We start from the raw sequence: 19,883 nt of genomic DNA on the forward strand, positions 1-19,883 counted from the left end.
ACGGCTACAACCTGTTCATCCTCGGCACACCGGGCGCCGGCCGGCACGGCGTGGTGCGGCGGTTTCTGGAGCAGCGCGCGGCGAGCCAGCCGACGCCGGCCGACTGGTGCTACGTGCACAACTTCGAGCAGCCGCACCGGCCGCGCGCGCTGCGCTTCGCGCCCGGCCAGGGGCGGCGCTTTTGCGAGGCCATGACGCAACTGGTCGAAGACTTGCAGGGCAGCATTCCGGGCGCCTTCGAAGGCGACGAGTACCAGGCCCGCCGGCGCGTGGTGGAGCAGGAGTTCAAGGACCGCCACGAGCAGGCCATCGACGAGATTCGCGAGCGCGCCCGCGCCAAGGACGTGGCGCTGATCACCACGCCCGGCGGCTTCGCGTTTGCGCCGCTGGCGGCCGGCGAGGTGATGTCCCCGGCGGCCTTCCACAAGCTGCCGGAGGAGACGCGCAAGCGCATCGAGGCCGACATCGAGCAGCTCGAACAGGAGCTCGGCGAGCGCCTGCGACGCCTGCCGCAGTGGCAGAAGGAGGCCCGCCGGCGTATCCGCGAGCTCGATCGCGACGTCGCGCTCGGCATCGTGCAGCCGGCGTTTGCGGAACTGAAGGGCGATTTTGCGGACACGCCGGGCGTGGCCGAGTACCTCGACGCCGCCTGCCGCGACGTGGTCGACAACGTCGGCGATTTCATGACCGCGCGCGAGGAGGCCGGCCCGCGGATGCCGTTCGCGCCCGAGCCGAGCTTCACGCGCTACGAGGTGAACCTGCTGATCCAGCACCCGCCCGCGCGCGGCGCGCCGGTGGTGTACGCGGACCTGCCGAACTACCCGAACCTGGTCGGGCGTCTCGACCACCAGGCGCGCTTTGGCACGCTGTCGACCGACTTCACGCTGATCAAGCCGGGCGCGCTGCACGAGGCCAACGGCGGCTACCTGCTGCTGGACGCCCTGCGCCTGCTGACGCAGCCCTATGCCTGGGACGCCATGAAGCGGGCGCTGCGCGCCAAGGAGCTGCGCATCGAGCCGCTGGAGCGCGCTATCGGTCTGCTGACCACGGTGTCGCTGGACCCGGAGCCGATTCCGCTCGCCGTGACCGTGCTGTTGATCGGCGACCGCCGCCTGTACTACCTGCTTGCCGAGTACGACCCCGAGTTCGCCGAGCTGTTCAAGGTGGCGGCGGACTTCGAGGATGATCTTCGCCGCAGCCCGGACACGGTGGCCGAGCTCGCCCGCCTGCTGGCGACGCAGGTCCAGCGCGAGCGCCTGTTGCCGTTTGCGGCCGGCGCGGTGGCGCGGCTGATCGAGCACGCCTCGCGCAGCATCGGTGACGCGCAGCGCGTGGACGTGCGCCTGAATTACCTGACGGATCTGCTGACGCAGGCCGACTACTTCGCCCGCCGCGCCAACGCGGGCGAGGTGGAGGCGCTGCACGTGCAGCAGACCATCGACGCCGCCGAGGAACGCAGCGGGCGCATCCGCGAGCGCGTGCAGGAGGCCATCCTGCGCGACACCCTGCTGATCGACACGGCCGGTGAGCGCGTGGGGCAGATCAATGGGCTCGCCGTGCTGGGCCTCGGTGGCGTCATGTTCGGTCGGCCGAGCCGCATCACCGCCCGCGTGCGGCCGGGCCAGGGGCGCGTGCTCGACATCGAGCGCGAGGTGGAACTCGGCGGCCCGCTGCACTCCAAGGGCGTGCTGATCCTGTCGAGCTTTCTTGCCGCCCGTTACGCCACCGGCGAGGCGCTGTCGCTGTCGGCGAGCCTGGTGTTCGAGCAGTCCTACAGCGGTGTCGACGGCGACAGCGCGTCGTGCGCCGAGCTGTACGCGCTGCTGTCGGCGCTGGCCGATGCGCCAATACGCCAGTCGCTGGCGGTGACGGGTTCGGTGAACCAGTTCGGCGAGGTGCAGGCCATCGGCGGCGTCAACGAGAAGATCGAAGGCTTTTTCGACATCTGCCGCGCGCGTGGCCTCTCCGGCAACCAAGGCGTGCTGATCCCGGCCGCGAACGTGCAGCACCTGATGCTGCGCGCCGACGTGCGCGATGCGGTCGCCGCCGGGCAGTTCCACGTTTACGCCGTGCGTAGCGTGGATGAGGGCATCGAGCTGCTGACCGGCCTGCCGGCCGGCGTGGCCGATGCCGAAGGCGTCTACCCCGATGGCAGCATCAACGGCCTGGTGTCGGATCGCCTCGCCGAGTACGCGCGCATCCGCGCCGCGCTGGCGCACGGCGGCGAGGGCAATGGCAATGGCAATGGCGACACCTGACGAACCGGTCACGGAACGCATCGTGGTGGCGGTCGACGCCTCGGCCGCCAGCCGGCTGGCGCTCGAACTGGCGGCCGATCTTGCCGCCGCGCTCGGCACGCGCCTCACGGGCCTGTACGTCGAAGAAGAAGGCCTGCTGCACGCAGCCGGTTTGCCGTTCGTGCGCAGCATCGGCGCGCAGTCCGGACGGCCGACGCCGTTCACTCCCGATGCGCTCGAACGTCAATGGCGCGCGCTGGCCTCCCGGGCGCGCGACACGCTGGCGCAGATCGCCCACGCCCGGCGGCTCGACTGGAGCTTCGAGGTTACCCGCGGGCCGGCCGGCGACGTGCTGCGTGCGGCCGCGCGCGGCGCGCGGCTCATGGGGCTGGGCTTCGGCGAGCGACCCTCGGCCGTGATGGCGCAAGCCGCCCTGCGCCTGGTCGGCATACCGCTGCTGCTGGCGCCGTCGCGACATCCGGCCGGCGGCCGCTGGGTGGCGGTGGTCGACACGGCCGAGGACGCGCGCGGAGTGCTCGCACTCGCGGGCTCGCTGGCGCCGTTGGCCGATCCGCCGGTGCTGTTGATGACGCGGTCGATGCAGGCCGCGTGTCAGGATGCGCGGCAACGCCTGGCGCCCTCGCTGGCGTGCGTCCAGCTCCCCGAGCCCGGCGATTTGCAGGCGGTAATCGCCGCCCTGCGCGGCTGCGCGGCGCGGGGCGTGATTGTGAGCGCGCGCAGCCCGCTCGGTCAGCCACCCCTGCTCGATCGCCTGCTGGCCGGCGACAACTGGGCGGTCCTGCGCGTGAGTTCAGCCGGCTCCGAGCCAACCGAGGCGTGAGTTCCCGAACGATCGTTGACACCGCCCCGCGCCGGTGACAGCATCCGGCCGCCCGCCTTACAACGATGAAACAGTGACGGGTGGGGAGGAGATGCGCGTTCGGGTGGGGCGGTTCCGCGCCACCCATGTGCGAGGGGGAGTTCTCGAAGAATCTCGCCTCTCACCTTCCCGGCCACGGACGGCCTGCAATGTCTGGTGCGTAACCGGCACTCGCCCGAGTGCTTTCGTGTCGCGTAGGAGGACGGTCATGCAGGTATGGCGCAAGTGGATTTTCGTGACGCTGACAACACTCGCGGCCAGCGCCGCAGTGGCCAAGGTGTCGCCCGAGGAAGCAGCAAGGCTAGGCATCGAAGGCACGGAACTGACGCCCATGGGCGCCATCCGCGCCGGTAATGCCGACGGCTCCATCCCGGCCTGGGAGGGCGGCATCACGCAGCCCCCGGCGGGCTACAAGGAAGGCGGCTGGTACGTCGACCCGTACGCCGACGACAAGATTCTGTTCAGCATCACCGCACAGAACTATCAGCAGTACGCCGACAAGCTGTCCGCCGGACAGGTCGCGATGTTCAAGAAATATCCGCAGACCTACCGCATGGATATCTACCCCAGCCGGCGCAGTGCCTCGTTCCCGAAGTGGCACTACGAAAACAGCATCTGGAACGCGACCAACACGGACTGGTGCAACCCCTCGCCGGGCACTAACCGGGAGAAACGCTGCCTCGCGGAGGGCTCGTGGCGGGCCGGCACGTTCTTCCCGATTCCGAAGGACGGCGGCGAGATCATGTTCAACCACACGTTTTTCTACATGGGCGAGGGCTACACCTCCGACAGCTACGGCTACAACGCCTTCGTCGACGGCACCTATGCGGAGCACCTGAAGCGCGACCGGTTTTTCCTGCCGATGTGGATGAGCGACGCGGATCGGCCCACGGCCGACGTCTACACCCGCAAGGGCGGCGCGGCGCTGTGTTTCTCGCAGGAGGATCTGGCGCCACCGCGGGTCGCGGGCACCATCTTCAGTGCCTGCATCTATTTTCACGACACGGACGCCGACGCCTACCTGTATGTGCCGGGTCAGCGGCGCGTGCGCAAGGCGCCCGAGATCGGCTTTTACGACAGCCCCGGCACGGGGTCGGACGGCCTGCGCACGGCGGACTCGCGCTGGATGTTCTTCGTCACCGGCACCGAGGAGTGGTACGAGTATTCCAAGCCGGTGCGCCGGGAGATGTATATCCCGTACAACAGCTACAAGATTTCCCAGCCGGGGATTACGTTCAAGGACATCGTGCGGCCAGGGCACAACAACCCGGACCTGAAGCGCTACGAGCTGCATCGCGTGTGGGAACTGGAGCTGAAGCTGAAGCCCGGCTTCCGGCACCTGTCGCCGCACCGCAAGCTGTACGTGGACGAGGACAGCTGGGTTGGCGTGCTCGGCGACATGCATGACGCGCAGGACAACCTGTGGCGCGTGTCCGAAGCCTACGCGATGAACTTCTACAACCTGCCGATGGTGTATTTCTGGGGCGACGACCACTCGGACCTCATCTCCGGTCGCCATTCGGCCCTGAACGCGTACTACAACGTCGGCCCGTCGGACAAGGCGACGCCGCCGGATTTCACCAAGAAAGGGCTGCCCGATCCGGAGTTGTACACGCCGGCGGGGCTGCGCAAGTTCGGCGTTCGCTGACCAATCGGGAGGTCTGTTTCTTTCGGGCGGGGTGCGGCCGAGGCACCCCACCCCGGTGCGGGTGCGCAAGACAACTATCGAAACGAGGAGAACGACGTGACGAGGATCGAACAAGCCGGTCTCGCGGTGGCGCTCACCGCCGCGCTGGCCGGAAATGCAGCTGCCAAGGTTTCCCCCGAGCAGGCCGCCAAGCTGGGCATGGAGGGCACCGAACTGACGCCGTTCGGCGCCATCCGGGCCGGTAACGCGGACGGCACCATCCCGGCCTGGGAGGGCGGCATCAAGACGCCGCCCGCTGGCTACAAGGAAGGCGACTGGTACGTCGACCCGTACGCCGACGACAAGATTCTGTTCACGATCACCGCGCAGAACTATCAGCAATACGCCGACAAACTGTCCGCGGGTCAAATTGCGATGTTCAAGAAGTACCCGGATACCTACAAGATGAACGTGTATCCGACCCGGCGCAGCGCGTCGTTTCCGCAGTGGCACTACGACAACTCGATCTACAACGCCACCCGCGCCGACTGGTGCAACCCGTCGCCGGGTCCGAATCGCGAAAAGCGCTGCCTGGCCTCCGATACCTGGAAGCCCGGCGTGTTCTTTCCGATTCCGAACGACAACGCCGAGGTGATGTGGAACCACACCTTCCGCTGGGTCGGCAAGTGGTACACCTCGCTCAGCTACGGCTACAACGCCTTCCCGGACGGCAGTTACGCAGAGCACGTCAAGAAAGACCGCTTCCTGATGCCGCTGTGGATCGGCCCGGACGCCGGCGACAACTGGTCACTGACGCAGGAGCGCTTCACGCGGCTTGGCGGTGGTGGCCTGTGCGCCTCGCAGGAGGACGTGCAGCCCCCGCGCACGGCCGGCTCCATCTTCAGCGCGTGCCTGTACCTGCAGAACACCGACTTCGACGCTTACCTCTACGTCCCCGGACAACGCCGCGTACGCAAGGCGCCGGAGATCGGCTTCTATGACAGCCCGGGCACGGGCTCGGACGGCCTGCGCACGGCCGATTCGCGCTGGATGTACTGGCTGACCGGCAGCGAGGAGTGGTACGAGTTCTCGCCCGTCAAGCGCGTGGAGATGTACATCCCGTACAACAGCTACAAGCTCTCCCAGCCCGGCCTGACCTTCAAGGACATCGTCTGGGCTGGCCACAACAACCCCGAGCACAAGCGCTACGAGCTGCACCGCGTGTGGGTGGTCGAGGCGACGCTGCGGCCGGGCCTGCGACACTTGTCTCCACACCGCTTCGCCTACTTTGACGAAGACAGCTGGGATGGGGCCTTGGGGGACATGTTCGATGCCCGGGGTGACCTCTGGCGCGTGTCCGAGTCGTACCTGATGAACTTCTACAACGTGCCGGTGCAGTACTTCTGGGGTGACGATCATTCCGACCTGATCTCCGGCCGGCACCGGCCCTCAACTCCTTCTACAACGTGGGCCCGGAAGGCACGGCAGCGCCGCCGGACTTCACCAAGAAGGGCATGCCCGATCCGGAGCTGTTCACCCCGGCGGGGCTGCGCAAGTTCGGCGTGCGGTAACGCGCACGCCCAAGGGGCGCCGGCGGGTCCAGCCGGCGCCCTTGTCTTGGTATCTCACGCACGGCTGCCGGCACCGGGAGACCCTGAATGAACGCGCCGCAGCGCCCTGACCTGCGCTGGCCCGCCGCCACCAACGCGGTGCCGAAGGCCATCTTCGACGACCCGGCGCTGTTCGAGCGCGAGCTCGAAGCCATCTTCTACGGCCCCGAGTGGCATCCGGTGGCGGTGAGCGGCGAACTGCCGCGCCGGGGCGACTTCAAGACCATCCACGTCGGCCATCGGCCGCTGCTGGTGGTACGCGGCGACGACGACCGTCTGCGGGTGTTCTACAACGCCTGCTCGCACCGCGGCACGCTGCTCGAAACGCGCTCTTGCGGCAACCGCAGCGAGTTCGAGTGCCCGTATCACCGCTGGCTGTTCGACGCGCAGGGCCGGCTGCGCGGCGCGCCTGGCAAGGAGGATTTCGCGCCCAGCTTCAGCACGGACGATTTCGGCCTGACCGAGGTGCGCTCAGAGGATTTCGGCGGGCTGCTGTTCGTCACGCTGAGCGACGCAGCGCCGAGCCTCGAAGACTTCCTCGGCCGCATCGGTCCGGCGCTGCGCACGGCGCTTGGCGGCGACGGCCGGCTGGGACTGCTCGGCTACCAGAAGGTGGTCTACGACACCAACTGGAAGGCCTACGTCGACAACGACGGCTACCACCCGCCCCTGCTGCACCGCGCCTTCAAGATGCTGAACTGGCAGGGCGGCAAGGGCACGCAGTACGCCACCGAGCGCGGGCACGTGGTGATCGAGGCCGAGCTGACGCTGCCGGACAACCCGGGCTTTCTGCGCGACGCCTCACTGCTCGAATTCCGCCAGGCGCATCGCTCCAAGGGCTCCGTCGCGGTGGTGATCAGCCCGCTGACGGTGATCACGATGCATCTGGACATGATCAACATCCGCTTCGCCATCCCGCGCGCGGTCGGCAAGACCGAGGTGCACTACGGCTATTTCCATCATCTGGACGACGACGCCGACATGATCCGCCACCGCCTGCGCCAGGCCGGCAACATGCTGGGGCCGAGCGGGCTGGTGTCGATCGAGGACGCGGCCATCTTCCACCGCATCCAGGCCGGCAACCGCACGCCCGGCAACGCCCTGTTCCAGAAGGGCGTGCACGACGAGCAGGGCCTGTGGTTCGACTTCAAGCAGAACGACGAGGCCGGCAACATGCCGCGCTGGGAGTGGTACCGCAAGGCGCTCGGCTTCGTGCGCGAGCGGGCCTGAGAGCTTGTGAATTTTTCAAGCTCTCAGGCCGGCCAGGGATGGCCGGACGCGAATCAAGCACGCCAGGGCTTGATTCGCGGGAGCACGTCTGGGCGTGTACCGGACGTGCGACGCAAGAAATGCACAGGACGTGCATTTCTTCACAAACTCCGAACCGGCAGCCGGCTCAGCGCGAGCGGCCGCTGTCCTCGATGCGCGTCACGCGCCCGCCCACGATGGTGAGGATGCGCAGCGGCTTTCGGCTGCCGAAGTCGTAAACCCACTGCTCGATCACCGGGCTGTCGGCACCGATGGACCCGGAAATCACCTGCCGCGACTTCGGCTCGCCGCAGCGTTCGAGCACGTAGGCAGAAAAATCGCCCACGTCGATCAGCTTGCTGCCGCAGCGGATGCCGGCCGCAGCCCCATGCGAATAGGCGAGCCCGGCAAGCGTCAACGCAATCGGCCAGAGCTTCATCGCCTCAACCCCGAAAGATGAAATACGCCGCGCCGACCAGGCACAGCGCCGCCCACAGATAATCGAGCCGCAGCGGCTGATGCATGTAGAACACCGCAAACGGCACGAACACCGACAGCGCGATGATCTCCTGCATCACCTTGAGCTGCGCCAGGCTGAGCGGGCCATAACCCAGGCGGTTTGCCGGCACCTGCAGCAGGTACTCGCCGAGCGCGATGCCCCAGCTCGCCAGCGCCGCCACCAGCCACGGCTTGTGCTGCAAATCGCGCAAATGCGCGTACCAGGCGAAGGTCATGAACACGTTCGACAGCGTCAGCAGCGCGCCTGTGCGCAGCAGCGCGAATCCCGTGTCGCTCATGATCCGATACCGTCCACGACGACCATCTGCACGTCCGCGCAGTCGCGCCGGAACGGCATCGCCTCGCGGTAGACGTCCGAGTCGTAGAACGCCCGGGCGGCGTCGAGGCTCGGGAACTCCACGATGATGACGCGCGCCGTTTCGGGCGCGCCCTCCAGCGTCACCGTCTCGCCGCCGCGGGCGAGAAAACGCCCGCCGAACGCGGCGATGGCGTCCGGCGTGCGCGCCATGTAGGCGCGGTAAGCCTCGGCCTCGTGCACGTGCGCGCGGTAGATGAGGTAGGCGGGCATCGGTCAGGGCGGCGGCGCGCGCCGGCCAAGATAATGCCGCCGGCTCGTGGGCAGCAGCAGCAGCACAGTGGTGATGGCCAACAGCACGGTCTTGGCGAGCAGCGTCGGCGGCAGCGCCGGGCGCGCCCCGTCGAGCCCGGCCACCACCAGCGCCGTCAGCACCGAGATCAGGAACACCGTCGCGCCGCCGGTGGCGAGCCACCACGCCCAGGCCTGGCCACGCCGCAGGCCATGCAGCAGCCACAGCACGCCGGCCACAGTCAGCACACCGCGCGACAGCTCGGTGCCGACGCCGCTGCCGAGCGCCATGCGTGCGCCTTCGGCGAGCGCAATCAGCCCGTAGGCGGCGAGCAGGAACAGCGGCAGGCGAATCGGCGACATGGGGCAGCCCGGCAGGCGACACAGGGCGCGGCAGGGTACCACCGGCCCGCGCGGGCTGGCCGGCCGCCAGTGCGTTTCAGACCGGCGTCCGGCGCAGCCCGTCGCGCGCCAGCAGCCGCATGACGCAGGGCGTGAAGCTCAGCGTCACCACCGTGGAGAACAGCAGCCCGAACAGCAGCACGATGCCAAGCCCGCGGTACAGCTCGGTGCCCTCGCGCGGCAGGAACACCAGCGGAAACAGACCAAACAGCGTGGTCAGCGTGGTCATCATGATCGGCCGCAGGCGCGTGCCGGCGGCGTCGAGCAGCGCATCCGCCGACGCCAGTCCCGCGGCGAGGTTCTCGCGGTAGCGCTCCACCAGCAGGATGGGGTTGTTCACCACCACGCCGATCAGCACCGCAAAGCCAAGCACGGTGATCATGTCGAACGCGGCGCGGATGCCGGCCGCGTTCATCAGCCAAAGACCCAGCACCCCGCCGGCGTAGCCGAGCGGCACCGTCAGCATGATGACGAGCGGCCAGCCCCAGTGGCGCAGGATGGCCACCATGACCAGGTACACCAGTGCCAGCGCCAGCAGCATGTTGTCGGCCAGCGCCGCGCGCGTGGCGGCCAGCTTGTCGCTGGCGCCGCCGATGGCGATGCGCACGCCGGCCGGCACCTCGCCCGCCGCGTGCAGCGCGCCGACCACGTCCGTCTGCACCTTCTGCACCGCCGTTTCTAGCGGCAGGTCGGTCGGCGCCACGATGTTCAGCGTCACCGTGCGCTGGCCGTTCAGGCGCCGGATGGTGTCGGTGTCCACGGTTTCTTCGAGCCGCGCCAGCGCCGACACCGGCACGATGCCGCCCCGCCCGGTGTACAGCGGCAGCGCGGCGAGATCCGCCGGCCGGCGCGGCGGCCGCTCGCTGCCGTACAGGAACAGGTCCACCTTGCGGTCGCCGAGGTAGAAATCGTCGTGGTAGGCGCCGTCCGCCAGCGCCCACACGAGATAACCGAGCTCGCTGGCGCTGACGCCGAGCTCCGCCGCGCGCTCCCAGTCCGGGCGCACCTCGATGAACGGCTGGCCGAGACTCAGGCTCGGCGGGTCGGGCAGGATCTGCGGGTCGCCCAGCACCTCCCGCGTCTTCAGGAACGCCTTCAAGCCCAGATCGAACAACTGCTGCAGGTTCTCGCCCGAGATGTCGAGCTCCATGCTGCGCGTGCCGCCCTCGTTGCCGGAAAAAATCGACCCGCGCGCCGAGAACGAGATCATGCCGGGGTACTCGCCCAGGCGCTGGCCGAGGGTGTCGATCAGCGGCGTGATGTGGGCGCGATCGCGCGTGCCGGCGATGATTTCGAGCCCGCCCGCGCTGGCGTTGGTCATGAACCAGCGCAGCGGCGGGATGGCGTCGCGGCTCGCGTCGAATGCCGCCGGATCACCACCCAGGGCCGGCGCGAAGGCGGCGTCCATTTCGCGCCCGATGCGGTCCATGGTGTCGATGTTGTAGCCGGGCGGCGGGAACAGCATCGAGAACGTGACCGCCTCCTCGCCCTCCGGCAGGTACTCGGCGCGCGGCGTGAGCAGCACCGCAACCGCGCCGGCGATGAGCGCCAGCGCCGCCACCCAGGCCGCGCTGCGGGACCGGGAAGCCAGCAGCCAGGCGAGCTGGCGCGTGTAGGCGCCCGCCACCGCGCGCCCGACACGCGCCAGCCAGCCGCCGCCGTCCGCCTCGCGCGCAGCACCTGCCAGGCGCGCTTCCGCCACCGGCACCAGCGTGAGCGCGACCAGCAGCGAGGCGACGATGGCGGCCGAGATGGCGATGGCGATGTCCGAGTACAGCTGCCCCGCCTCCTCGCGCACCAGCAGCAGCGGGATGAACACGATCACCGTGGTGGCGGTCGAGGCCAGCACCGCGCCCCACACCTCGCGCGTGCCGGCGAGCACGGCGTCGAGACCCCGCCGGCCGGCGGCACGCTGGCGGTGGATGTTCTCCAGCACCACGATGTTGTTGTCGAGCGTCATGCCGATGGCGAGCGCGACGCCGGCCAGCGACACCACGTTGATGGTGCGCCCGGCCCACAGCAGCCCGATGAACGCGGCCAATGTCGCCACCGGAATGCCGAGCGCGCCGATCAGCGTCGGCGTCGCCCGGCGCAGGAACAGCCACAGCGCCAGCACCGCCAGCAGCGCGCCCGAGATCAGGTTCTCGCGCACCACGCCCACCGCCTGGCGCACGTAGTTCACGTCCGAGTGCATCAGGTGCATCTGCAGGCCCGCCGCCGGCAGCACCGCCTGCTGCAGGCGCGCGGCGGTTTCGGTCACCGCGCGCTCCACCGCCACCACGTTGGTGCCGCGCGCTTTTTTGACCATCACCATGAGGCCCGGCTCGCCGCCGAAACGGGAATGCGTGCGCAGCTCCGCGTGCGTGAGCTCGACCCGCGCGAGGTCCCGCAAATACACCGGCGCGCCGTCGCGCTCGGCGACGATGGCGTCCTCGACCTCGCCCGCGTCCGCGAAGCGGCCGAGCGTGCGCACCAGATACCGGCGCTTGCCGGCGTCGATGTCGCCGCCGGAAAGATCACGGTTGCGCGCCAGCAGCGCGTCGCGCAGCTCGGCGAGCGTGATGCGCCGCTGCGCCAGGCGACCCGGATCCACGTACACCCTAAGCTGGCGCTCGGCGCCGCCTTCGACCTTGACCTCCGCCACGCCCGGCGTGCGCTCGAGCGCCGCCTTGATGTGGTCCTCGACGAAGTCGAACTCGCCCGCGATGTCCAGCCCGCGCGGGTTCCCGGCCGCCGGCTGGATCACGTAGAACATGAAGTAGTTGTCCGAGAACGCGGTCGTGAAGATGCGCGGCCGGTCCACGTTGTCCGGGTAGCGTGGCACCTGCGAGAGTGCGTTGTTGGTCAGTGCCAGCACCTCGCTCAGGTTCCGGCCGAGGCCGAACTCGAGCTCGACGGTGGCGGTGCCGGTGCTGGCCTCGGCGGTCATGCGCGTGAGGCCCGGAATCGACCGCAGGTACTCCTCCTGCTCGATCAGGATCTCGCGCTCCACGTCCTGCGGCGAGGCGCCCGGCCAACTGGTGGCGACGGTGAGGGACGTGATGTCCATGTCCGGGATCATCTGCACCGGCACGCGGAAGATCGCCGCCGCACCGAGCAGACACACCACGACCGCGGCGACCGTGACCACCACGCCGTGCCGGATGATGCCGTCCAGCATGGCCGCCTCAGCTGCCGCCTACGATGCGCAGCGCCTGCCCGGGCCGCAGGCGCTCGTTGCCGTGCACCACCACGCGCGTGCCGGGCGGCAGCGCGCTGCCCAGCAGCTCGACGCGCTCGCCAAACGCCCGCCCGGGCTGCACCGGCACCGGCGCCGCCTGCAGCGCGTCGCCCTCGCCGCGCACGGTCCAGACCACCGCGCCGCCGTCGGCGCTGCGCACGAGCGCGTCGGCCGGCACGCTCGCCACGGGCTTGTCGTCGCCGCCCGCGGGCAGCGTCACGTCGACCGACATGCCGGGGGCGTAGAGGCGATCGGGGTTGGGCAGCTCGATGCGCACGCGAAAGCTGCGCGCCGCTTCCTGGCCGATCGGGATCAGCTGCGACACCTGCGCCGCCAGCGGCTCGCCGGGCACGGCATCGAAACGCAGCGCGACCGGCGTGCCGGCGCGCACCGCGCCGTAGTACGCCTGCGGCAGGGCGAACTCGACCCGCAGCGCGCCCGTCTCGACCAGCTCCAGCACGCCGTCACCGGGCCGCACCCAGGCGCCAAGCTCGGTGCGCTTGCGCGCGATCACGCCATCGAAGGGGGCCTTCAGTGCATGGCGGGCGAGCTCGTCTTCCAGCAAGGCCACGCGGGCACGCGCCGCGGCGGCGTCGGCCAGCGCCTGCCAATGCTGCGCGCGCGCCTGGTCATGGCTGTCCTCGGGCGTCATGCGCTGCGCGAGCAGGCTCGCCTGGCGGCGCTCCTGCACGGTGGCAAGTTCCGCCGCCGCCTGCGCGCGGCGCACGTCGGCACGCGCCGCCTCCAGCGCCAGCACCTGCGGGCGATCGCGCAGGCGCAGCAGCACGTCACCCGCGCGGACTGTGTCGCCGTCATCTACGCCGAGCTCGGCGACGACGCCCGCCACTTCCACCGACAGCAGCGCGCTGCGCCGCGCCAGCGCCGTGCCGGGCAGCACCCACTGCGCCTGTGGCGTGGTGTGCTCGACACTCGCCACCGACACCGGCGCGGCGTCCTCGGCGGCGAGCAGCGGCCCCGCCAGCAGCCAGCCCAGCACGGCGCCGGGCAGCAGCGATCTGCGCATGGGTCTCCTCCCACGGATGCTCGAACCGTTTGCGCGCACGAACTGGGGATCCCGCGGGTTTCGTGCCCCTGGGATCACGCCTTCATCGATTCAGGGCGCGCAACATTGGGCGACACCCGCCGGTGGGCGCGTGTCGCCGGGAGGATTTATAGCGTGAATTGCCAGCCCGTTACGGGCCGGCGGGCGGCTCAGGCCGCCTGCTCCGGAATGTCGTTGCCGATACGGGTGATGCCGTTGCCGGCATCCACGTACACCAGGCGCGGCTTGTGCGTGAGCACCTCGGCGCGGTCCAGGCCACAGTAGGCGGCGATGATGACCTTGTCGCCCACGTTCGCCTTGTGCGCGGCGGCGCCGTTCACCGAGATCACGCGGCTGCCGCGCTCGGCGCGGATGGCGTAGGTGGTGAAGCGCTCGCCGTTGGCGATGTTGTAGATGTCGATCTGCTCGTACTCGCGGATGCCGGCGGCATCCAGCAGGTCGGCATCGATGGCGCACGAGCCCTCGTAGTCAAGCTCGACGCGGGTCACCGTGACCCGGTGCAGCTTGGCCTTGAGCATGTACTGAATCATTGCCTGTACCTGCGGTGACTGGCGAGGGGGGGACGATCAGCGCGGCGCTCCCTGGCCGCCGGTCACGTCGAACGGTTGGTTGTCGATCAGCCTGGCCTTCCCCAGCCAGGCGGCTGCCAATACCACACGCTGGCGGTCGGCCGGCGCGGGGGGGCGCAATTGTGCATCGCGAAATTGGAAATATTCAACACGAAAGCCGGCGTCGTTCAGTAGCTTGGTCTGACCGGCTTCGATGACCGCCAGCGGCGCATCCGGGGCGGCCCCGTCCCGGGCCGCGGCCTGCAGGGCCGAATACAACCGCGGCGCCACTGCCCGCTCGGCCAGCGTGAGGTACTGGTTGCGGGAACTCATGGCGAGCCCGTCCGGCTCGCGCACGGTCGGCAGGCCGATGATCTCGACCGGCAGCAGCAACTCGCGCACCACCGCGCGCACCACGGCGAGCTGCTGGTAGTCCTTCTCGCCGAACACCGCCGAGTGCGGCTGCACCAGGTTCAGCAGCTTGGTGACCACGGTCGCCATGCCGCGAAAGTGGCCGGGCCGGAATTCGCCTTCGAGCGGCTGGGCGCTGTGCGTCGGCTCGATGTGGGCCGCCAGATCGAGGCCGTCCGGGTACATCACGTCCACCGTCGGCGTCAGCAACAGGTCCACGCCGCGGCCAGCCAGCGCGGCGGCGTCGGCGTCGAGCGTGCGGGGGTAGCGCTCGAAATCGTCCGCCCGGTCGAACTGCGTCGGGTTCACGAACACGCTCACCACCACGCGCGTGGCGTGCTGGCGGGCCGCATCCACCAGGCGCAGATGCCCTTCGTGGATGTTGCCCATGGTCGGCACGAAGCCGATGCGCTCGCCGGCCGCCCGCCAGGCGTCGAGCTGCGCCCGCAGCGTGGCGGCGTCCGACACCCGCCGCATCAGTCGTAACCGTGCTCGGCGGCCGGGAAACTGCCGTCGCGCACCGCTTGGACATACGCGGCGATGGCGGCCTGAAGATCGCCCTGCCCGGCCATGAAGTTGCGCACGAAGCGCGCCGGAGCGGGATTCATGCCGAGCGCGTCCTGCAGCACCAGCACCTGACCGTTGCAGTCCACGCCGGCACCAATACCGATGGTCGGGATGACAAGCTCGCGCGTGACGCGCGCGGCGAGCGTGCGCGGCACGGCCTCCAGCACCAGCACCGCCGCCCCGGCCTGCTGTAACGCCAGCGCGTCATCGAACAGCCGCTGCGCCGCCGCCTCGCCGCGGCCCTGCACCTTGTAGCCCCCGAGCTGGTGCACGGACTGCGGCGTGAGCCCCAGATGCCCGCACACCGGCACGCCGCGCTCAACCAGAAACTCGACCGTCGGCGCCATGGCGGCGCCGCCTTCGAGCTTCACCATGTGGGCGAGGCCTTCCTTCATCAGGCGTCCGGCGCTGCGCAGCGCCTGCACCGGGCTTTCCTGGTAGCTCAGGAACGGCAGGTCGGCCATCAGCAGCGCGCGCTCGACGCCGCGCGCCACGCAGCGCGTGTGGTAGACCATGTCGTCGAGCGTCACCGGCACGGTGGTGGCCTGGCCCTGCATGACGTTGCCGAGCGAGTCGCCCACCAGCAGCACGTCCACGCCGGCCGCGTCCAGCAGCCGGGCGAACGAATAGTCGTAGGCAGTCAGCGAGGCGATGCGCTGACCGGCCTGTTTCATCTTGCGTAGCGTGTCGACGGTGACGGCCATCAGGCGGGCTCCGTGCGGCAGCCGGTGCCGGCTGCGGGGGGCGCAATTCTTAAGGGAGTGCGACTCAGCCGGCAAGCGCGGCGGGCGTCAAGCGGCGCACGCCGTGGCCGACGCACCCGGCCAGCAGGTCCCGCACCGCCCCGCGGCCGGGGATGATGAGGTCCGGCGCGATTTCGGCGAGCGGCAGCAGCACGAAATCCCGCTCGTGCGCGCCCGGGTGCGGGAGCGTCAGGGCGGGATCCGCGCGCACTGCATCGCCGTGCAACAGCAGGTCGAGGTCCAGCGTGCGTGGGCCATTGCGCTGCGCCCGGCTGCGCTCGCGCCCCTGCCGGCGCTCGATGGCGAGCAACGCGGTCAGCAAGTCTTCCGGTGGCAGGCGGGTATCAACCTGCGCCACGGCGTTCACGTAGTCGGGCTGGTCCGCCGGCCCCATCGGCCGGCTGCCGTAGAGGCCCGACCGGCGCAGCAGGCCCGTATGCGGCAGCGCCGCGATGGCGGCGAGTGCGCGCTCGATCTGCGCCACCGGATCGTCGAGATTTGCCCCAAGCCCGATGAAGGCGATTTCCCTCATGCGTCGGCGCTGACCGGCGGCTGGGCGTTGCCGGCACCGCGGCGCCGGCCGCGGCGACGGCGTCGACGGCGCGGTGGCGCATCGCCTGGGACAGGCGCAGTGGCGGAGGCAGGCTCGTCATCGCCAAGGTCGACATCGGCCGGCAGGTCCAGGCCGCTCATCCGCGCCGCCCAGAAATCCACGTGGCCCTGCAAATCGGCATCGAACCGCGCCCGCAGCGCGAGGAAATCGAACGCCGCTCGAAACCGCGGGTGGCCCAGCAGCCGATCCGGTTGACGGCGGCGCACGAGGCGGCCCTGCATGGCCCAGATTTCCGCTGCCGGCAGGGTGAAGCGCTTGGGCACCGCGAGCAGGTCGTTCTGGTCGCGCAGCACGTCTTCCTGCGCCTTGAGCAGCGCGTCGTGCTCGGACACGCCGCGCACGAGCTGGTGCGTCATCGCCTCCTGCACCGGCTCCCACAGCAGCACCGCGATCAGGAACGCGGGCGTCACCGGCAACCCCGCCGCCACGCGCTGGTCGGTGTTGGCGAGCGCGGCTTCGATGAGCCGATCGCGCTCGGGTTCCGGCGCGCCGGACTCGATCGGGAACAGGTAGTCGAGCAGGCGGTACTGGCGCAGCAGCTCGTAGCTGCGCACGCCGTGACCGGCCAGCAGCAGCTTGACCGCCTCGTCGAACAGGCGCGCCTGCGGCACGGTTTCGAGCAGATAGCCCAGCTCGAACAGCGGCGCCTCGGTGGCCGATTCAATGCTGAGGCCGAGCTTGGCCGCAAGACGCACCGCGCGCAGCATGCGCACCGGATCCTCGCGGTAGCGCTGTTCCGGATCACCGATGGTGCGCAGGCGCCGCTGCTCGATGTCGTCGAGCGCGCCCACGTGGTCGATGAGCGAGAAATCCTCGATCCGGTAGTACAGCGCGTTCACGGTGAAGTCGCGCCGGATCACGTCCTCCTCGCGCGTGCCGTACACGTTGTCGCGCAGGATGCGGTCGCCGTCGAGCCGGGCGTCGTCGTCGTCCTCGGCCTTGTCATGCGAGGCGCGGTAGGTGGCGACCTCGATGATCTCCGGCCCGAAGTGCACGTGCGCCAGGCGGAAGCGCCGGCCAATCAACCGGCAGTTGCGAAACGTCGCCCGCACCTGCTCCGGCGAGGCGTTGGTGGCGATGTCGAAATCCTTGGGCGTCACACCCAGCAGCAGGTCGCGCACGCCGCCGCCGACCAGGCAGGCCTCGTAGCCGGCCTTGTGCAGGCCGTAGAGCACGTTCAGCGCGTTCTTGCTGATGTGCGCGCGGGAAACGGAGTGTTCGGCGCGGGAAAGAATGCGGGGCGGACCGAGGGAGAGTTCCGGCATAGGTCTCGTGTGGCGGGGTGCGTCCCGGGGGCGGGCTTGTGCCCGCTTGTCGCGACAGGACGTGTGTCGGGTATAGTAGCAGCTTGCCTTTTCGGCCACCGGCTCCCTTCGTCTAGTGGCCCAGGACGTCGCCCTCTCACGGCGAAAACAGGGGTTCGAGTCCCCTAGGGAGCGCCATTCGCCCGGTCTGTCTGACGTACCGGCGCATCGCACAGTCACATTGGGCGCCAGCGCGCCGTTTCAAGGGGCCGCCCCGCCATGGATCCCGTCCTTGCCGGCACGGAGCCGGCGATTCGCGTGCTGGCCATGCCGGCCGACACCAACCCGACCGGCGACATCTTCGGCGGCTGGCTGATGTCCCAGATCGACCTCGCCGGCGGCATCGTCGCGAGCCGCCGGGCGCGCGGGCGTGTCGTTACCGTCGCCATGAACGCCTTCGAGTTCCACCAGCCGGTGTTCGTGGGTGATCTTGTGAGCTGCTACGGCCGCGTCGTGCGCGTCGGTCGCACCTCGCTCACGCTGCATCTTGAAGCCTACGCCGAACGTGCCGCCGACCCGGGCCAGGTGGTCAAGGTCACCGAAGCCACCGCCACCTTCGTCGCGGTAGACGATCAGCGCCGGCCGCGGCCGGTGCCGGAACTCGACGGCGCAGCGCCCTGAAGCCGGGCGCCGAGTACCGATCAGCGAGCGGGACGATGCCAATGCGTGACCCCCGCTTGATCGGAAGGCTAGCCCGGCTGGCCGTCGCGGCCTGGCTGCTCGCAGGCCCGCCTGTCGCCGCCGCAACCGACGGCGCGCCGAACACGAGCAATCGCGAAGGCAGCATCCGCCAGGCCGAAACCGAGGCCGAGGCACGTCATACCCGCGCGCTGCGGGAATGCGCCGCGGCGCAGGATTACGCCACCTGCGCGCGCGATGCCGATGCGAAGTTGCACGACACCCGGCGGCGCCTGACCGGCGAGCAGCAACGCGCGGCGCCAACTCCGGGCAGCGCGGCGCAGGACGCGCAACGCGTGCAGGGCGAACGCCTGATTCGGGACCTCGAACAGGCCGCGCCGCGGCCACCGCTTAGCCGTCCGGCCGAGCCCGGCCGCGTGATTCCCGACCCCTGACCTGTGGGCCGCCAGACGGCCCTGCAATCGTCCGCGCCAGCCGGCGCTACACTCGCCCCCGCCCTACACAAAACCACACGGGCAGGAGGAGCGATCATGGACATGCGCTGCATTTCCGCGGACTCTCACATCGTGGAGCCGCCCCACTGTTACGCCGACTTCATCGAGCCGAAGTACCGCGACGTGGCGCCACGCGTGGTGCGCCACGCGGACGGCTACGACACCTACTGGGTGCGTGACCTGCCGCGTACCACCACGGTCGGCCTGCTGGCGAGCGCGGGCCTCAAGGACCACGCCAAGCAGGACTTCATCGCCCACGCCACCTTCGACCAGCTGCCGGCCGGCGGCTGGGACCCGACGGCGCGCGTCGAGGCGCAGCAGCGGGACGGCCTGGACGCCGAAGTGATCTACGCCTCGCTCGGCATGGTGCTGTGCAGCCATCCCGACTACGCCTACATGGACGCCTGCTTTCAGGCCTACAACCGCTGGCTGCAAACCTTCTGCGGCGCGGCGCCGGGGCGCCTCTTTGGCCTGGCGCAGACGGCGGTCACGTCGGTCGATGCCGCCATCCGCGACTTCGAGCGCGCCAAGGCGATGGGCTTCGTCGGCATGATGATGCCGGGCAACCCCCAGCAGGGCGACTACGACCAGCCGGAGTACGACGCGCTGTGGCAGTGCGCGGTGGATCTTGATCTGCCGATCTGCTTTCACATCCTCACCGCCCGTGGCGGCGAGATCGCGGCGGCGCTCGACAACCGCCGTGGCCACCCGCTGACGGCGTTCCTCAAGATCATGCGCACGGTGCAGGACATGATCGGCCTGTTCGTGCTCGGCGGCGTGTTCGAGCGCCACCCGCGGCTGCGGATGGTGTGCGCCGAGGGCGACGCCGGCTGGCTGCCGCACTACTCGTACCGCATCGACCACGCGGTGAGCTTCCACAACCCCGGCGGCAACATCGAGGGCTTCTCGAAAATGCCGAGCGAGTACATCCGCGACAACGTCTGGGTCACCTTCCAGGACGACTGGAGCGCCTTCAAGGTGAAGGATCTGCTGAACGTGGACCACCTGCTGTGGGCCAACGACTACCCGCACTCGGACTCCACCTGGCCGTGGTCGCAGGAGATCCTGGACCGCCATACGGCGGACCTGACCGCCACCGAGCGACGCAAGATCGTGCGCGACAACGTGCGCGGCGTGTTCCGGCTGCCGCTGAACTGAGCCCGAAGAGAACG

At 69.7% G+C, this 19,883-nt stretch carries 19 protein-coding genes and 1 tRNA gene; 9 read left to right on the plus strand and 11 right to left on the minus strand.

Translation table 11 applies throughout. The features are described from left to right. From AB7F93_RS08995 to AB7F93_RS09015, 5 genes are all read left to right on the plus strand, one after another. On the plus strand, nucleotides 1-2,258 hold a 2,258-nt coding region (locus tag AB7F93_RS08995), incomplete at its 5' end, for a Lon protease family protein (RefSeq protein ID WP_428302564.1). Then, complete coding sequence (locus AB7F93_RS09000; protein WP_428302565.1) at nucleotides 2,245-3,078, plus strand: universal stress protein; 834 nt, start codon at nucleotides 2,245-2,247, stop codon at nucleotides 3,076-3,078. The genes AB7F93_RS08995 and AB7F93_RS09000, both read left to right, overlap by 14 nt. A 247-nt stretch (nucleotides 3,079-3,325) precedes the next feature. Continuing rightward, the gene (locus AB7F93_RS09005; RefSeq protein WP_428302566.1) at nucleotides 3,326-4,765 is read left to right on the plus strand and encodes a DUF1329 domain-containing protein; all 1,440 of its coding nucleotides are present in this window, start codon (nucleotides 3,326-3,328) and stop codon (nucleotides 4,763-4,765) included. Nucleotides 4,766-4,861: 96 nt separating this feature from the next. Beyond that, nucleotides 4,862-6,406 carry a DUF1329 domain-containing protein gene (locus AB7F93_RS09010; RefSeq protein WP_428302567.1) on the plus strand — a complete coding sequence of 515 codons (1,545 nt, stop codon included), beginning with the start codon at nucleotides 4,862-4,864 and terminating at the stop codon, nucleotides 6,404-6,406. Continuing rightward, nucleotides 6,403-7,584: an aromatic ring-hydroxylating oxygenase subunit alpha gene (locus AB7F93_RS09015; RefSeq protein WP_428302568.1), complete on the plus strand. Its 1,182-nt coding sequence runs from the start codon at nucleotides 6,403-6,405 to the stop codon at nucleotides 7,582-7,584. The genes AB7F93_RS09010 and AB7F93_RS09015 overlap by 4 nt, the downstream gene beginning before the upstream one ends. A 166-nt stretch (nucleotides 7,585-7,750) precedes the next feature. Here AB7F93_RS09015 and AB7F93_RS09020 read toward each other — a convergent pair whose 3' ends face one another. From AB7F93_RS09020 to pcnB, 11 genes are all read right to left on the minus strand, one after another. Beyond that, on the minus strand, nucleotides 7,751-8,041 hold the full coding sequence (locus AB7F93_RS09020; RefSeq protein WP_428302569.1) for a DUF2845 domain-containing protein: 291 nt from the start codon (nucleotides 8,039-8,041) through the stop codon (nucleotides 7,751-7,753). A gap of 4 nt (nucleotides 8,042-8,045) precedes the next feature. Continuing rightward, nucleotides 8,046-8,399, minus strand: a complete 354-nt coding sequence (locus AB7F93_RS09025) for a DMT family protein (protein ID WP_428302570.1) — start codon at nucleotides 8,397-8,399, stop codon at nucleotides 8,046-8,048. After that, nucleotides 8,396-8,689 (minus strand): DUF1330 domain-containing protein, encoded by a 294-nt coding sequence (locus AB7F93_RS09030; RefSeq protein ID WP_428302571.1) that lies wholly within the window; start codon nucleotides 8,687-8,689, stop codon nucleotides 8,396-8,398. Before AB7F93_RS09030 ends, AB7F93_RS09025 begins: the two co-directional genes overlap by 4 nt. A 3-nt stretch (nucleotides 8,690-8,692) precedes the next feature. After that, entirely contained in the window at nucleotides 8,693-9,070 is a 378-nt protein-coding gene (locus tag AB7F93_RS09035) for a hypothetical protein (protein WP_428302572.1), read from the minus strand. Nucleotides 9,071-9,146: 76 nt separating this feature from the next. After that, nucleotides 9,147-12,269 carry an efflux RND transporter permease subunit gene (locus AB7F93_RS09040; protein ID WP_428302573.1) on the minus strand — a complete coding sequence of 1,041 codons (3,123 nt, stop codon included), beginning with the start codon at nucleotides 12,267-12,269 and terminating at the stop codon, nucleotides 9,147-9,149. Between the two features lie 7 nt (nucleotides 12,270-12,276). Next, entirely contained in the window at nucleotides 12,277-13,353 is a 1,077-nt protein-coding gene (locus AB7F93_RS09045) for an efflux RND transporter periplasmic adaptor subunit (protein WP_428302574.1), read from the minus strand. A gap of 188 nt (nucleotides 13,354-13,541) precedes the next feature. Then, nucleotides 13,542-13,922, minus strand: coding sequence for an aspartate 1-decarboxylase (gene panD, locus AB7F93_RS09050; protein WP_428302575.1), 381 nt, complete (start codon nucleotides 13,920-13,922; stop codon nucleotides 13,542-13,544). A 36-nt stretch (nucleotides 13,923-13,958) separates the two neighbouring features. Beyond that, nucleotides 13,959-14,828, minus strand: coding sequence for a pantoate--beta-alanine ligase (panC, locus tag AB7F93_RS09055; protein ID WP_428302576.1), 870 nt, complete (start codon nucleotides 14,826-14,828; stop codon nucleotides 13,959-13,961). After that, the gene (gene panB / locus AB7F93_RS09060) at nucleotides 14,828-15,622 is read right to left on the minus strand and encodes a 3-methyl-2-oxobutanoate hydroxymethyltransferase (protein WP_428302577.1); all 795 of its coding nucleotides are present in this window, start codon (nucleotides 15,620-15,622) and stop codon (nucleotides 14,828-14,830) included. Before panB ends, panC begins: the two co-directional genes overlap by 1 nt. Nucleotides 15,623-15,686: 64 nt before the next feature. Further along, nucleotides 15,687-16,193, minus strand: a complete 507-nt coding sequence (gene folK, locus AB7F93_RS09065; RefSeq protein ID WP_428302578.1) for a 2-amino-4-hydroxy-6-hydroxymethyldihydropteridine diphosphokinase — start codon at nucleotides 16,191-16,193, stop codon at nucleotides 15,687-15,689. Then, entirely contained in the window at nucleotides 16,190-17,539 is a 1,350-nt protein-coding gene (gene pcnB / locus AB7F93_RS09070) for a polynucleotide adenylyltransferase PcnB (RefSeq protein ID WP_428302579.1), read from the minus strand. Before pcnB ends, folK begins: the two co-directional genes overlap by 4 nt. 101 nt (nucleotides 17,540-17,640) lie before the next feature. On the opposite strand from pcnB, the gene AB7F93_RS09075 reads away from it, so the two are divergent. From AB7F93_RS09075 to AB7F93_RS09090, 4 genes are all read left to right on the plus strand, one after another. Next, nucleotides 17,641-17,716, plus strand: a tRNA-Glu gene (locus tag AB7F93_RS09075). A gap of 81 nt (nucleotides 17,717-17,797) precedes the next feature. Beyond that, nucleotides 17,798-18,199 carry an acyl-CoA thioesterase gene (locus tag AB7F93_RS09080; protein ID WP_428302580.1) on the plus strand — a complete coding sequence of 134 codons (402 nt, stop codon included), beginning with the start codon at nucleotides 17,798-17,800 and terminating at the stop codon, nucleotides 18,197-18,199. Between the two features lie 41 nt (nucleotides 18,200-18,240). After that, nucleotides 18,241-18,651 carry a hypothetical protein gene (locus AB7F93_RS09085; protein ID WP_428302581.1) on the plus strand — a complete coding sequence of 137 codons (411 nt, stop codon included), beginning with the start codon at nucleotides 18,241-18,243 and terminating at the stop codon, nucleotides 18,649-18,651. A gap of 96 nt (nucleotides 18,652-18,747) precedes the next feature. Next, entirely contained in the window at nucleotides 18,748-19,869 is a 1,122-nt protein-coding gene (locus tag AB7F93_RS09090) for an amidohydrolase family protein (protein WP_428302582.1), read from the plus strand. The last annotated feature ends 14 nt before the right edge of the window (nucleotides 19,870-19,883 follow it).

The organism is Immundisolibacter sp., assembly GCF_050250495.1.
Classification (GTDB): Bacteria; Pseudomonadota; Gammaproteobacteria; order Immundisolibacterales; family Immundisolibacteraceae; genus Immundisolibacter.